This is a genomic window from Pedobacter sp. FW305-3-2-15-E-R2A2, assembly GCF_038446955.1.
Taxonomy (GTDB): Bacteria; Bacteroidota; Bacteroidia; order Sphingobacteriales; family Sphingobacteriaceae; genus Pedobacter.
Genome location: NZ_CP151803.1, coordinates 5,448,690 through 5,461,687, shown reverse-complemented (window position 1 = coordinate 5,461,687; position 12,998 = coordinate 5,448,690). Strand labels below are relative to the sequence as shown.

The 12,998-nt window shown below is 41.6% G+C and carries 15 protein-coding genes; 5 read left to right on the top strand and 10 right to left on the bottom strand.

Annotation, left to right across the window (positions count from 1 at the left end; all coding sequences use genetic code 11):
* Nucleotide 1 precedes the first annotated feature (1 nt).
* The 3 genes from AAFF35_RS22150 to AAFF35_RS22140 are packed head-to-tail and all read left to right on the top strand — an operon-like array spanning nucleotide 2 to nucleotide 3,123.
* Nucleotides 2-1,537 (top strand): SusD/RagB family nutrient-binding outer membrane lipoprotein, encoded by a 1,536-nt coding sequence (locus AAFF35_RS22150; protein WP_342328724.1) that lies wholly within the window; start codon nucleotides 2-4, stop codon nucleotides 1,535-1,537.
* 33 nt (nucleotides 1,538-1,570) lie between these two features.
* Nucleotides 1,571-2,041 carry a RidA family protein gene (locus tag AAFF35_RS22145; protein ID WP_342328723.1) on the top strand — a complete coding sequence of 157 codons (471 nt, stop codon included), beginning with the start codon at nucleotides 1,571-1,573 and terminating at the stop codon, nucleotides 2,039-2,041.
* An 11-nt stretch (nucleotides 2,042-2,052) separates the two neighbouring features.
* Entirely contained in the window at nucleotides 2,053-3,123 is a 1,071-nt protein-coding gene (locus AAFF35_RS22140; RefSeq protein ID WP_342328722.1) for a membrane dipeptidase, read from the top strand.
* A 9-nt stretch (nucleotides 3,124-3,132) separates the two neighbouring features.
* On the opposite strand, the gene AAFF35_RS22135 is transcribed toward AAFF35_RS22140, so the two are convergent.
* From AAFF35_RS22135 to AAFF35_RS22115, 5 genes are all read right to left on the bottom strand, one after another.
* On the bottom strand, nucleotides 3,133-3,567 hold the full coding sequence (locus AAFF35_RS22135) for a transcriptional repressor (protein ID WP_342328721.1): 435 nt from the start codon (nucleotides 3,565-3,567) through the stop codon (nucleotides 3,133-3,135).
* A gap of 2 nt (nucleotides 3,568-3,569) precedes the next feature.
* Nucleotides 3,570-4,007 (bottom strand): hypothetical protein, encoded by a 438-nt coding sequence (locus AAFF35_RS22130; protein ID WP_342328720.1) that lies wholly within the window; start codon nucleotides 4,005-4,007, stop codon nucleotides 3,570-3,572.
* A gap of 57 nt (nucleotides 4,008-4,064) precedes the next feature.
* Complete coding sequence (locus AAFF35_RS22125) at nucleotides 4,065-5,291, bottom strand: FtsX-like permease family protein (RefSeq protein WP_342328719.1); 1,227 nt, start codon at nucleotides 5,289-5,291, stop codon at nucleotides 4,065-4,067.
* The gene (locus AAFF35_RS22120; RefSeq protein ID WP_342328718.1) at nucleotides 5,288-5,917 is read right to left on the bottom strand and encodes an ABC transporter ATP-binding protein; all 630 of its coding nucleotides are present in this window, start codon (nucleotides 5,915-5,917) and stop codon (nucleotides 5,288-5,290) included. Before AAFF35_RS22120 ends, AAFF35_RS22125 begins: the two co-directional genes overlap by 4 nt.
* A 176-nt stretch (nucleotides 5,918-6,093) precedes the next feature.
* On the bottom strand, nucleotides 6,094-6,474 hold the full coding sequence (locus tag AAFF35_RS22115; RefSeq protein ID WP_342328717.1) for a MerC domain-containing protein: 381 nt from the start codon (nucleotides 6,472-6,474) through the stop codon (nucleotides 6,094-6,096).
* 109 nt (nucleotides 6,475-6,583) lie between these two features.
* On the opposite strand from AAFF35_RS22115, the gene AAFF35_RS22110 reads away from it, so the two are divergent.
* Nucleotides 6,584-7,783 (top strand): GTP-binding protein, encoded by a 1,200-nt coding sequence (locus AAFF35_RS22110; RefSeq protein ID WP_342328716.1) that lies wholly within the window; start codon nucleotides 6,584-6,586, stop codon nucleotides 7,781-7,783.
* Nucleotides 7,784-7,833: 50 nt separating this feature from the next.
* Here the strand turns inward: AAFF35_RS22110 and AAFF35_RS22105 are convergent, their stop codons facing one another.
* Both AAFF35_RS22105 and AAFF35_RS22100 read right to left on the bottom strand, forming a co-directional pair.
* Entirely contained in the window at nucleotides 7,834-8,247 is a 414-nt protein-coding gene (locus AAFF35_RS22105; protein ID WP_342328715.1) for a MauE/DoxX family redox-associated membrane protein, read from the bottom strand.
* Nucleotides 8,248-8,339: 92 nt separating this feature from the next.
* Entirely contained in the window at nucleotides 8,340-8,831 is a 492-nt protein-coding gene (locus AAFF35_RS22100; protein ID WP_342333369.1) for a Crp/Fnr family transcriptional regulator, read from the bottom strand.
* Nucleotides 8,832-9,174: 343 nt separating this feature from the next.
* On the opposite strand from AAFF35_RS22100, the gene AAFF35_RS22095 reads away from it, so the two are divergent.
* Nucleotides 9,175-9,555 (top strand): hypothetical protein, encoded by a 381-nt coding sequence (locus AAFF35_RS22095; protein WP_342328714.1) that lies wholly within the window; start codon nucleotides 9,175-9,177, stop codon nucleotides 9,553-9,555.
* Here AAFF35_RS22095 and AAFF35_RS22090 read toward each other — a convergent pair.
* The 3 genes from AAFF35_RS22090 to AAFF35_RS22080 form a co-directional block, all read right to left on the bottom strand.
* Nucleotides 9,544-10,749, bottom strand: coding sequence for a glycosyltransferase (locus AAFF35_RS22090; protein ID WP_342328713.1), 1,206 nt, complete (start codon nucleotides 10,747-10,749; stop codon nucleotides 9,544-9,546). The two genes, AAFF35_RS22095 and AAFF35_RS22090, sit on opposite strands and share 12 nt — an antisense overlap.
* Nucleotides 10,739-12,028: an alpha-L-rhamnosidase C-terminal domain-containing protein gene (locus tag AAFF35_RS22085; RefSeq protein WP_342328712.1), complete on the bottom strand. Its 1,290-nt coding sequence runs from the start codon at nucleotides 12,026-12,028 to the stop codon at nucleotides 10,739-10,741. Before AAFF35_RS22085 ends, AAFF35_RS22090 begins: the two co-directional genes overlap by 11 nt.
* A 421-nt stretch (nucleotides 12,029-12,449) precedes the next feature.
* Nucleotides 12,450-12,992 (bottom strand): hypothetical protein, encoded by a 543-nt coding sequence (locus tag AAFF35_RS22080; RefSeq protein WP_342328711.1) that lies wholly within the window; start codon nucleotides 12,990-12,992, stop codon nucleotides 12,450-12,452.
* Between the last annotated feature and the right edge of the window lie 6 nt (nucleotides 12,993-12,998).

Genomic DNA, 12,998 nt, shown 5'->3' with positions numbered 1-12,998 from the left:
GATGAAAAGATACATATACTATATAAGTGCGGTATTGATCCTGGCCATATCAGGATGTAAAAAAGATTTTGGTGACCTGAATAAAAACCCGAATTCCTTATCTACACCGACACCTGCGTTTCTGTTTTCCAAATCGCTCCTCAGCACGATGAGCAACAGTTATTACCTTACCGGAGTATTAAATCTGGGTGGTTTTATCCAGCATTATGCGACCTATAAAGAAGTTTCCGGGATAGGAGATAAATACTTTGCCAATGATTTCTATCAGGCACCATACTTCACAGATGGTTATCCTACTGCAGTAAATGAAATTGAGGAAGTGATCAGGGCGGTTAAAGCAACTCCTGCAGAGGTCAATAAATTAAATGTGGCACGCATCTGGCGGGTATACATTTACCACAGGATGACGGACCTTTATGGTGATGTGCCCTACAGTGAAGCTGGAAAAGGGCTCGCGAGTCTTAACTTTACCCCTAAATATGATGCCCAGGAGACCATATATAAAGACATGCTGAAAGAGTTGGATGAAGCTGCTGCCGGACTTGATGCCACAAAAGCCTCCTATGGAGGTAATGATTTTATTTACGGTGGAGATGCCGGGAAATGGAAGAAGTTTGCCTATTCACTGATGCTTCGTCTTGGCTTAAGGTTAACTAAAAAAGATGCGGCTCTTTCTGAAACCTGGGTAAAAAAGGCCATTGCAGGTGGCGTCATTCTAAATAAGGAGGATAATGCGGTCATGAAGTATAGTGATGGTCCACAAGACCTGAACCGTAATCCTACCGCAAGAGAGTCGAGGAGCAGGGATTTTTCTGCAAATTCTTTCGGTAAAAATAACATTGAAGGCGGCAAGCTAAGTGCAACCTTTATCAATTACCTGAAAAACAACAACGACCCGAGACTGAATGTTTATTCAGGAGTATGGGTTGGAACCACACAGGATCCTAATCCTGCCATTCAAAAAGGTTTTCCAAATGGAACCGGAACAGCACCTTCAGCCAATGACCTTGGTACCTATTCCGAGCCTAACCAGAATACGGTATTCAGACTTGATGCGCCATTGCTAGTTATTGGAAATGCAGAAACAAACCTTTATCTCGCAGAAGCCGCAGCCCGAGGATGGAATACGCTGGGAAGCGCAAGTCAGTTTTATATTAAAGGAGTGACCGGATCATTCGATAATGCTGCCATGTATGGCAGTGCTTATGCAATTTCTTCGGATAAAATCAATCAATACCTGACCGCCCATCCATTCGATGCTACCGGAACATTTGATCAACAAATGGAGCAGATCCATACCCAGATTTGGGCGGCCTTATACATCGATGAATATGAAGTGTTTTCCAATTGGAGAAGAACAGGGTATCCGGTGTTGATTCCAGTTAATTATCCTGGTAACGTAACGGGTGGGACGATTCCAAGAAGGTTAATTTACCCAAATGCCGAGGGTGCAAGCAATGCGAAAAATTTTCAGGATGCGATTTCGCGTCAGGGAGCAAATACCTTAACCACCCGTGTATGGTGGGATAAACAGTAAATAATTTAATACTCAATTTTTATAACAAATACCATGAATTTATCAGCCCAAGAAGCATTTTTAAAATTAGATCTAGTGTTGCCTCCAGCCCCGCAGCCATTAGGAATTTATAAGCCGTTTTTAGTAGACGGTAAATATTTATATTTATCAGGACATGGTCCCGTACAACCGGATAAGTCGCTGATTATTGGCCGGATTGGGGAAGATATGGACATGGAAGCAGGGAAGCTGGCTGCCCGTCAGGTTGGACTCACCATGTTGTCTACCATTGTGACTAATTTTGGTAGCCTTGATGTCGTAAAACGTGTTATCAAAGTATTAGGAATGGTAAATTGTTCTGCAGACTTTGAAAGACACCCTTATATTATCAACGGATGCAGCGAATTATTTGCTTCGGTTTGGGGACATGAGAATGGAATTGGCGTACGCAGTGCGGTAGGGATGGGCTCTTTGCCGGATAATATTCCGGTAGAAGTAGAAGCTGTTTTTGAATTACATCAATAATGTATTAGACTATGTTTATAATAGATGCTCACCTGGATCTCAGCATGAATGCCATGGAATGGAACAGAGATTTAAGGTTGCCTGTGCAAGCGATTCGTGCCCTGGAAAAGGGAATGACAGATAAGCCTGACCGGGAAAGGTCTACGGTTTCCTTTCCTGAACTCAGGAAGGGAAATATTGGCATTGTGGTCGCCACGCAGATTGCCCGTTATGTAAAACCCGGAAGTGTGATTCCGGGCTGGAACTCTCCGGAGCAGGCATGGTCCCAGACACAGGCACAACTTTCCTGGTACAGAACAATGGAAGAAGCCGGGGAAATGGTACAGATCAGTAATGCCGGGCAACTGAAAGCACATTATGAACTATGGAATGATGGAACCCCTAATGAAAATAAAGCGATTGGTTATATCCTGAGTCTTGAAGGGGCAGATTCTATTGTAGACCTGAGCTACCTGGAAAGAGCCCATCAATATGGGTTAAGGGCGATTGGTCCGGCACACTATGGTCCTGGAAGGTATGCCAATGGAACGGACGCAACAGGAGAAATGGGTGCACAAGGTTTAGCTTTACTTAAAGAGATGGAGCGTCTTAACATCATTCTGGATGCCACGCACCTTTGTGACGATGCATTTTGGCAGGCCTTAGCTCATTTCTCCGGACCTGTATGGGCAAGTCACAACAATTGCAGGGCTTTTGTAAATCATAACCGTCAATATAGCGATGAACAACTCCTTGCCCTGATTGAACGCGGTGCAGTGATCGGGGGTGCTTTAGATGCCTGGATGCTTGTACCCAACTGGGAGAGAGGGGTGTCTACACCACAAAGTATGAACTGTGATCTGGAGAAGGTGGTAGCCAATATGGACCATATTTGTCAGCTTGCAGGAAATGCGCGACATATAGGAATAGGTTCTGACCTGGATGGGGCTTTCGGAACGGAACAATCCCCATTGGATCTGGATACCATTTCAGACCTGCAAAAGATGGTTGAGATGCTTTCCGCAAAAGGTTATTCTGCGGAAGATCTGGACCATATCTTTCATCAAAACTGGCTTAATTTCCTTTACAAAGCTTGGGGTTAAACCTGCAAACTAGGCCGGATTTGCCAGCAGGGCATTGCATTTTTCACAAGTACCGTAAGCAGTAGTGTTTACGGTTTTTGCAGTAAAGCCCTTTGGCATTTTTAGCTTAGGTACGACCACTTCAAGGCAATAGATTTTTGAGCAGGTGGTACAGTTGAAGTGTACATGTTCATCATGGTGGTGATCTTCAGAGCAAGAAGAGGAGCAGATGGCGTAGTTTGCCGTTCCGTTCATGTCCATGATGCGGTGAAGAATCCCTTTATCTTCATAAGTATTCAGGATTCTGTATAAAGTTACCCTGTCGATCTCCTTACCCAGCTTTTTCTCCAGTTCAGGCTGAGAGATGGCCACAGTGTCCAAAGCAATTTCTTCCAGTACACGTACCCTTTGTCTGGTGTGTTTCAGGTCGTGCTCTTTTAAAATATTTACGGGATCTAGTCTCATGATTATATCGATTTTGCATTTACCAGGGAAATAGGAGGGTTGTCCATCGCATTGCCCGGGTTTAATTTTAGCGTACCTTTCACTACAATGGTCTTGTAGGTGAATTTGATCGGCTCCGCCATTTCTACCAATACCATAATGGGAACGCCATTCTTTCCGCAGTAAAAACATTGGTTAATAGGTAACGTCGAAAGCATGAATTTCGTCTGTTTCATGCCATCCTTAATGGGAACGATATATCCTTCCAGTTCAAATGTTTTATTTGCGTGTTTCTTGATCTCAGGAGTATAAACCGCATACATCTCTGAATCCTTTACGATCTTAAAATCAACACCGCCTACCACATCCCAGTTGTCAGATAAGATCTGATCATCAGGATTGTGTTGAGCTTTAACCGCAAATCCGGTAAACAATAGAACTACAAGAATTATTCGTTTCATCATCATCTGTTTATTTATGACCCCTAAGCCTGACTTATTGATCTTTCTATATTTCTTTTAATTTTTTGACAATATCCTGGAAATATTTGACCGGTAAGCCTGCACTGCAGGAATGATAGCTGCAAATATACCAATAGCTAAGCCAGCAACAAATAAATAAATTTCATCCTTCAGGAAAACCAGGCCGGTTAACCTCGCCTGACTGCTCTCCTGGTAGTTTCCTATAAATTGAAGGGCAAGATGGCCTAAAGCAATTCCGATTAGCGTACCGGCAAGGGTAAGAATAATACCCTCGGCAATAACGATCAGGAAGAGTTTCCCTCTGGAAGCACCGAGTGTACGCATGATCGCCAGATCGTATTTACGCTCCTTAAGCGAATTGTACAGGTTTACAAAAACACTGATCGCTGCAATCAGCATAATCAATACAGCAAACCATTGTAAGGTCTCGACACCAACACCAATTAAAGAAAATAACCGGGTGCTTTCCTGCGCTGGTGAGGCTGCCTGCATATTTGTCGTTTCATTTACCATTCTCGGAAAAATAGCTACTGACATTGGGGACCGGTATTGAATTAGCAATGAGGTCAGTTCTTTTCCTTCCTCAGCATGTTCTTCTTCATGGTGACTTTCGCCTTCTTTATGCTCATGAGCTTCTCCTTCTTCATGGTCGTCGTGCATTTTCCAGACACTGGCGATATTTGTTAGAATCAGGTTGTCCGTTACGTTTCCCTGAGGTGCTAAGATTCCCGATACCGTATATTGATGGCTTTTGTGGACATCGCTATTACTTGTCAGACCATGTGCTCCATAAAAGGTATCGCCTACTTTTAACTGCTGACTTTCTGCAACGCTTGCGCCAATGGTCGTTTCGAAATCCTTTGCCCATAATTTTCCACTCTGTACTTTCAATTTATAGATGGCTACAAAATTGCTGTCGGTTCCTACAATTCTGGTTCCGTTATAATTATCTCCTAAGGCGAGGGGAACAGCTCTTTTTACAAATGGGCTGCGCGACAGTTCCTTTGCTTCTTTTAGCGGGATATTCCCCGTCGGAAAATCGATGTAATAAATGCTGCTCAGGATTAACTGTAGTGGGCTGCCTTTTGCGCCAACCACGAGGTCAATGTCTTTTGAATTGTTGTCGAGCTTTTGGGCGATCTGATTGGAAGCTAACAGTAAAATGGTTAGAATTCCTGTGCCAAAAGCAATTAGCATCATATTTAGTGCGGAAGACAATGGCTTAGACCATAAGCTCTTCCAACTGATCTTTAATGGGCTCATGATAGTTCGTAAGTATTGGTAAATGCATCCTTCACTCTTTTGTCGTGCGTAGCGACTACCAGCGTCGCCTGGTTGGCGCCGGATTGCTGCATCAGCAGTTCCAGTACTATAGCCGCATTTTTATCGTCCAGACTGGACGTAGGCTCATCTGCAATCAATAAAGCCGGTTTGTTGATGACTGCCCTGGCAATAGAAACTCTTTGCAATTGCCCCTGACTTAATTCATCAGGATAAGCATTTTTTTTACCTTCAATTCCTAAAGACTCCAATACCTCATTTACGCGTTTTAAATCTGTAGGAAGTTTAGCAAAGCTTTGTGCTAAAACAAGATTTTCTGATATGCTAAGGCTTTTAATCAGGTGTGGCCGCTGAAAAATGATGCCAATGTTCCTTCCTCTGAACTGATCAAGATCTTTAGCAGATAGTCCGTAAATGGAGGTATTGTTAATCTGAACTTCTCCTTGTTGCGGTTTTAAGATACCAGTCAGGATATGAAGAAGCGTCGTTTTTCCACTTCCTGATTCACCAAGAAGCAGCCATTGTTCCCCATCATTGATTTGCCAGTCGCTAAAGCCGATGTCCTTCTGGCCGGCATAACTATGTGATACAGATTTTAAAGAGATCATAAATGTTTGCTATTTATCATGCGGCTTTTTACATATTTCAGGTATAGCTGTTTGCTATCCATTTGTGTATGATTACAACCAGGGTTGATCATGCTTACAAAAAGCAAAAATAAACCAAATATAAGTTTCTTGTTCATGTGATGTGTGTAAAGTCTTTGCTACTGCATTCATTTAAATTATTGATGTGTACAACTGCGGGTATAGCGCCAGTTGATCAGGTGTGCTGCGGCAATGGTGAATCCACCCAGAGGAATTAAAATGGCTTCCAGATCGGTGATGAGGTAATGGCCGCAGCCTATTAAGGCAAAGCCGAGGATGAGAACCAGGACAGGAAGCTCTTTTTTATGTTTGGGATAGGAGCGGGCCAATGACCAGGTACCAATGAGCAGGGAAATACAGATCATGCTCACTTCCACCCAGCTATGGGCAAGGAAGCTTAAACCCCATAAGGGTAAGGTGGTAATGAGAAATGGAAGGGCGGCACAGTGGATAGCACAAGCTATGGAGGCGGTCATACCTACCTGATCTAAACGGCTGGATCTTAATAAAGGTTTCATCTTGGAATTTTTAAACATAAAGCGTATGAACTATTGAGTTACAAATATAAAAGCAATATTGTTGCATTTGAAATATTGCGATGTATATTTGCAACTTAATTGCAATTATATGAGAAAACTATTACCTGTTACCGTGCTCAGTGGATTTCTGGGGAGCGGTAAAACCACCTTACTAAACCATATTCTTCACAATAAGGAGGATTTGAAGGTAGCATTGATTGTAAACGACATGAGTGAGCTTAATATTGATGCCCGCACTGTTGAGAACACGCATACCTTATCACGAACGGAGGAAAAGCTGGTAGAAATGAGTAATGGTTGTATCTGTTGTACCCTTCGGGAAGATCTGATTGCGGAAGTGGAAAAACTGGCAAAGGAAGATCGCTTTGACTATTTGATTATTGAAAGTACAGGTATTTCGGAACCCATTCCCGTAGCACAAACTTTCAGTTATGTAGATGAAGCAATGGGAATCGATTTGAGCAGGTTTAGCAGATTGGATACGATGGTTACGGTGGTCGACTGTTTTAACTTTAAGAAAGATTTTGGAACTAACGAATTGCTGCTCGACCGGGATTGGGTAGCTGACCGTGCAGACAGGCGTACGATTGTGAACCTGCTCACTGATCAGATCGAGTTTGCCAATGTCATCCTCCTAAATAAAACAGATTTGATTACGGAGGCTGATCTTAAGCTCATCAGGGCGGTGATCCACAAATTGAACCCCTCTGCAAAACAGGTAGAAACCTCCTTCAGCAAGGTGGCGCTTCCCGAAATATTGAATACCGGCCTGTTTAATTTTGAAGAATCGTCACAGGGAGCGGGATGGATCAGAGAGTTAAATAGCGAGCATGAATCCGAGACAGAAGAATATGGAATCAGTAGCACGGTCTTTCGCTCTCCCCGGCCTTTCCACCCGGAACGTCTCTGGGATTACCTGAATGTCAATTTCCCAAATAATGTGCTGCGGACCAAAGGTTTGTTCTGGCTGGCACCAATGCCCGATCATGCGCTGAATTTCTCTCAGGCAGGTGGTTCTTTAAAAGTGGAAAATGCAGGTACGTGGTGGGCAAGTATGCCTTTACAGGAAAGGCTTAACTATGTAGATTATGCAGATAACCGGAATGATATTGAAGGTAAATGGGACCGATATTTTGGAGACCGTCTGAATGAATTGGTATTTATAGGTCAGGACCTGGATAAAGTACAACTCAATGAGGAGTTAAATTCCTGCTTATTGAACGACGAGGAGTTGATCAGGTATACACAGCATGAAGAGTTTAGAAATCCCTTTGAACGCATGCTCTGATCGAATAATAAAGGGCCGCCTGGAAGACAAAGGTTTTCCCGGCGACCGCTTTATCTGCCTGACTCCAGAAGTATAATTCCAATGATGGAAATGAGTGTGAAGAAAATATTCACATAGAAATGCCTTGTCCATCCAAGTTTGCCGAACAATCCTCCGCATGCACAAGGGCGACGCTCGTAAAGGTTAACAACAGCTCCGCCAACATACAATGTAAATAATATCATCAATGTAAATGAAGCATACATTCCAATTAACTGGGTTTTTTGAAAAAGTAAAAGCCCAACAATGATTAACTCCGAGATTGGCAGTACCCAGACAAGGATCATGCCCATCCATATCGGAAAAACCTGGGTGGCGAGTGCTTCTTTAAATTCTGCCAAACTTAATAATTTTGAAATGGCAGCATATGCCCACATGATAACAAGAAGAATAGTAATGATGACGACAAATGGATAAATATTCATACGGTTGATTTGATTTTGTTAATAAATAATTATAAGCTAAAGTTAAGTGGATAGGTTGATTTCCTGTAGGGTCAAATGTCCCAAAATGAGGGCTATTTTTTTGCCCGGATGCGGTTTAGCGTTTTTCTGGAAACACCAAGATAAGCGGAAATAAGCTCTACAGGAGCTTTTCTGACGATGAAAGGAGACTCCTTTAGCAATAGTGCATAACGCTCTCCAGGATCAATTGAAGTGAGGTTGAAAACTCGCCTTTCAGCTGAATATTGGAGATTTAGTAATAGATTACACATGAAAATATTGAACTCAGGGAAGGCTTCTGTTAGTTTTTGGATGTTGCTAAAGGAGATGGCCAATAATGTGCTTTTCTCCAGGACTTGTATGCAGCCATCTGCCGGAAGTTGTTTGAAAAAACTGTTCACCGGAACCATAATTTCATTTTCATCCCAGAACTGATAAGGGATCTTCTTATCTTCCTTTTCAATATAAATCATGGCGAACCCTTGAATAATAAACCAAATGTGATTGCAAATTTCACCGGAATTTAAGATGATTGTGTGCCTTGGGTGGATTTCCTTTTCCACCATTTTATAGAATTGAGTTCTAAGTTCATTACTTGTTTTGTTTGTGCCAGCCAGAGAATTGAAAAAATGTTCATTTTCCATTTAAAAAGGTTATTCGGTTCATTAAAATACTTAGAAATGCCCTTGGATTTCTGTTATCTAAAATAACAAAACCATCTGTCTGAATTGATTCTTCCGGACAGATTGCACTCTGTTTACAGGCTGATTGTAAATTGGTTTACAATTAGTTGCACAATTTTGTACAGTGCAATTTTTTTTATAAAAAACTTAATCTAATTATATAGCTTAGCGCTCAAAATAGGGGAAGTTTTTTCTGTATAGGGACAGAGATTTTTAATTTTATTGTATGAGGGATCATAAGGTTTACATCGTCTTCTATGGAGATTATGAGCATGTTCATGACATAGAGGCTGTGTTTGACTCGAAGGAAAAAGTAGAAGCTTTTAGAAAGAGGTTTTCAAAAAATGAAAAGTTAAAGGTGATGGAAGTTGCGTTTAATCCGGACTTTATTTGTGATAAGGAAAGAATTCCTTATCTGGTGAACTTTGATGAGCAGAGTAGAAAGCCTTTAGAGGTGATCAGCTTATTCAGTATTGAGGATACAGAACTTGCCTTTGAAGAGGTGGTGAAAAGAGATGACGGGACTATTTCCGTGTATCTATTTGCCCGCAATAAAAAAGCTGCAATAAATGCAGCTTTAATAAAAAGGGATGCATTAATTCATTAATGGATCATCAGGTAACTGGCGGTCCTGGTTTTTTACATAGGTGTTCGTATTAAAACCTGCTATATAGTCATGGGCAATAATTTTGAGCCCCGGTTGTTGTTGGAAATCCTCACTTTCTCCCGTTTTAAGTGTATTAAACTTTTTATTTTCCCAAACGGATTTCCAATAGATCATCGTCCCCTCATATAGCCAAGAGCTTTTTTCTGTTGTCATAGATTTTTGATTGGGCATCGAGTAGGTTTGAACCAGATTCAGTCCTGACATATCCGCGCCAGAAGTTAATAATGCGGTTACCTGATATTTGATCCAATCGTGGGCATACCAGTCCTGGTCATCCCAATGAAGAATGATGCTTCCATTAGATTGACTACAGGCGATATTCTTTTTTGCTCCGTTCGTTTCCCTGCCCTCAAGAAAAAAATATCTCGTATTTGGACAATGCAAAATTAACTCAGGGGCAGCAATAATGCCGTCGTCTATAATAATGAGTTCTACATTTGGATAATCCTGGCAAAGGAAACAATGAAGCATAAACGGAACCAACATTGTCGAATTTCTGGTGGTCATAATACAGGATACTAAGGGTAATAAAGTGCATTTATTTGGGATTGGAATAAGATCTGCCTGACCCCTATACCCCTTTGAATAGTGATGAGCATAAACTTTTCCTCCTGAATTGAGAATGAAATCTGTGTTTACATCTGTTTGTGATGCTTTAAATGGATAAGCTGTCCATAGCTTTTTCCAGTAACATAAGGTTGAACCAGTTATCCAGCTGACCGTTTCATCCGGGTTTTCTATTTGCTTTTCCTGTAATTCGGACCAGGAATCCAGTTCCGTAGTTTTATTTAGACCACAGATATCCGCTCCGGAGGCCTTAAGCGCATTCACCTGGCGGCTGATCCAGTCTTCAGTATAATAGGTCGCTTCATTCCAATGAATAATAATATCTCCATTTGTTTGTGTGCAGGCCATATTTCGTGATTTGGCCGATGTTGCCGGATCCGATTGATAAATAAAATGGATTCTTGGGCAGTGTGGAATTAATGATTCTACTGAATCTCCACCGCACTGTATCATGACTAGTTCTAAATTTGAATAATCCTGATCCAGAAAATAACTAATTCCACTTACGAGTAATTCAAAATCGCCTGTAACAATCATGACGCAGGAAACGAGTGGCTTAGTATTCATGCATCAGTTCCCTCACTGCCGAACATTCTATGGTTTGCTTTCCACCACGCAATAAAAACATTTTACCATCCCATACAAAATCTCCCTGAAGACTTTCTGGAATGTCTATTTCAGCACGGATGCCGGTTTTTCCTATTCTTCTATATTTTACAATGATTGGTCCCTCAGGATGAGACATTGTGCCTTCTACTTCCATTAAGGAACCTATTGCAGGTTGGATCTGAACACGTTTAAAAGCAGGTGCAACAGAGGTAATGCCGCAAATGGTAGCCAAAAAATCATAACCTGGCTGCGCGCTCCATTCATTACGCTCAGGATATTCAGGTTCAATACGCTCAGTAACGGTTTTTAACTCAGGGTCTAATGTTCGCTCCCATGGTTTGAGCTGCGAATAATATTGATCCTGAAGTCCGGTTTTCTTTAAAGCCTGAGTTAAATACGATTTGTAGAAGAAGGTCGCTTGCGCGATTGATTTATCATATAAGGAATGAATCATCACTTTTTTTGCTTTTTTGTCTTCAACGGCACCGCTGAGAATTGCCCAGATGTTCGCAAGCTGACTATACGTTGTTTTTTCCGGTGTGTCAGCCATTAGTGCTTTTTCATCATTAAAACATAACTTCATGATGTCATCATTGATTTTCTCTGCCAGATTAACATATCTTTTTCCCCGATCCGGGTTCCCGAAGGCGGTAAAAAGTTTTGCAGCTTGTTTTAGCGTATAAGCATATTGAAGTGAAACAATAGCGGAGCTGGCACTTTCTGGATCGGGACTTTTTCCCCATCCGTTGAATCGGTTAAAGTCAATAATATTCCACCATTTCATAGCCCCGATCATTTCCTGATCACCCTTCAGCTGTCGATCATACCAATCCAGGATTCCCTGAATGGTTGGTAGGAACTGGATCATGAAATCATCGTCTTTTTTATGCATCCAATAATCATAGATCATGGAGATCCAGAAAAGAGAAAAAGTTGGAATGATCTTTACATAGTTGGCAGGAGGAGCACCGTTTGTCAGTTGTTTGGCCGAACGGGAATGATAGAAATCCAGAATTGCTTTTTTCATTAAACGATCTTCTCCGGAAAGATATAGGGCGGTCAGACCCTGAATACGGGTATCACCTGTATATTGTAACTGCTCGTGGTATGGTGTATTGTAGCAGATTTGGGCTGCTGCGTGCTGGATACGTCGGCATCCAAGGGTCCACATTCTTTTTAGTGTCTGGTCATTACACTTAAATGTGGCCGTTACTTTTAAGGGATAACCTATTGTCATTCCATGCATATGTTTCAGAATTAAAGTTTCATTTCGTTGCTATCTATATTAGGTCCATGCTGCGGTGAACCTCAATTGGATGACGAAATTGACTTCTAAACACTGGACTTGCAGACCCAAAAGGGCTTGCAGATGAATCTCGAGACTCATAGACAATAGGTTGATTCGTTACGTCCAGATTGGTTCTTCTTGTGGCGGGAAATGCCTGATTGTAGAACCAGATATAGGTAGAAGTAGGGAAAATTCCGACATACCAATTAAATAGTCCACCGCATGCTGGACCAATGACTTGTATACGCTCATGTTTATAGCTGTGTATGTTTTTAATAATGATATTTTTCATAACGAGAGCGTTAAAACCATGGGGGCAGTTGGCATCTGCAAACCCCATGGTTATTGAGAGCGTATTAAGTGTTATTTTCTATTTATAAAAATTATAAGCGACCCTGAGACCGGCAAAAGAGTAGGTCTTTGAAGGGCCAACATTGATTCCTTCATATTTCGCAAGAAGGCTAATGCGTTTTGAAGCCATAAAACCAATGCCTTGGGCATAGGTGAAGTAGGTGTCTTTTTCACTGTCACTGCTAATGTGCCATGCGGCTCCAAGTTGTCCGGAAAGGAAAACTCTGGGTGTAATGTAAAAGTTTGCCCCCCCCATAACAGGAAGCATGGATAAACCGGCCTCACCATCTTTTCCAAGATAATAGAGGTAATTGGCGCTTAATGTAATACCAAGTTCTTTTAATGGAAGGTATTCTCCCTGAACTGATCCGCCCATTACGAAAGAGGAGTATTTTGAAATCATCCCAACAGGAATTCCTTCATCCATTCCAATGGAAAGTCTGAATTTGCCTTTCATTTTATACAAAGTGCTATCGGAAAGAGGTTTGTTATTTATATTCTGTGCCATTACAGTCATGGAGGTGGCTGCAAACAAGGCGATTGCTAGTATTGTTTTTTTCATTTTTTG

What these genes read in the sequence shown, in the direction of transcription:
- AAFF35_RS22115 (WP_342328717.1), bottom strand. Translation starts at nt 6,474, where the DNA reads ATGAAACCTTTATTAAGATCCAGCCGTTTAGATCAGGTAGGTATGACC.
- AAFF35_RS22125 (WP_342328719.1), bottom strand. Translation starts at nt 5,291, where the DNA reads ATGAGCCCATTAAAGATCAGTTGGAAGAGCTTATGGTCTAAGCCATTG.
- AAFF35_RS22100 (WP_342333369.1), bottom strand. Translation starts at nt 8,831, where the DNA reads ATGGTGGAAAAGGAAATCCACCCAAGGCACACAATCATCTTAAATTCC.
- AAFF35_RS22110 (WP_342328716.1), top strand. Translation starts at nt 6,584, where the DNA reads ATGAGAAAACTATTACCTGTTACCGTGCTCAGTGGATTTCTGGGGAGC.
- AAFF35_RS22095 (WP_342328714.1), top strand. Translation starts at nt 9,175, where the DNA reads ATGAGGGATCATAAGGTTTACATCGTCTTCTATGGAGATTATGAGCAT.
- AAFF35_RS22090 (WP_342328713.1), bottom strand. Translation starts at nt 10,749, where the DNA reads ATGAATACTAAGCCACTCGTTTCCTGCGTCATGATTGTTACAGGCGAT.
- AAFF35_RS22130 (WP_342328720.1), bottom strand. Translation starts at nt 4,007, where the DNA reads ATGAAACGAATAATTCTTGTAGTTCTATTGTTTACCGGATTTGCGGTT.
- AAFF35_RS22085 (WP_342328712.1), bottom strand. Translation starts at nt 12,028, where the DNA reads ATGACAATAGGTTATCCCTTAAAAGTAACGGCCACATTTAAGTGTAAT.
- AAFF35_RS22150 (WP_342328724.1), top strand. Translation starts at nt 2, where the DNA reads ATGAAAAGATACATATACTATATAAGTGCGGTATTGATCCTGGCCATA.
- AAFF35_RS22135 (WP_342328721.1), bottom strand. Translation starts at nt 3,567, where the DNA reads ATGAGACTAGATCCCGTAAATATTTTAAAAGAGCACGACCTGAAACAC.
- AAFF35_RS22145 (WP_342328723.1), top strand. Translation starts at nt 1,571, where the DNA reads ATGAATTTATCAGCCCAAGAAGCATTTTTAAAATTAGATCTAGTGTTG.
- AAFF35_RS22140 (WP_342328722.1), top strand. Translation starts at nt 2,053, where the DNA reads ATGTTTATAATAGATGCTCACCTGGATCTCAGCATGAATGCCATGGAA.
- AAFF35_RS22120 (WP_342328718.1), bottom strand. Translation starts at nt 5,917, where the DNA reads ATGATCTCTTTAAAATCTGTATCACATAGTTATGCCGGCCAGAAGGAC.
- AAFF35_RS22105 (WP_342328715.1), bottom strand. Translation starts at nt 8,247, where the DNA reads ATGAATATTTATCCATTTGTCGTCATCATTACTATTCTTCTTGTTATC.
- AAFF35_RS22080 (WP_342328711.1), bottom strand. Translation starts at nt 12,992, where the DNA reads ATGAAAAAAACAATACTAGCAATCGCCTTGTTTGCAGCCACCTCCATG.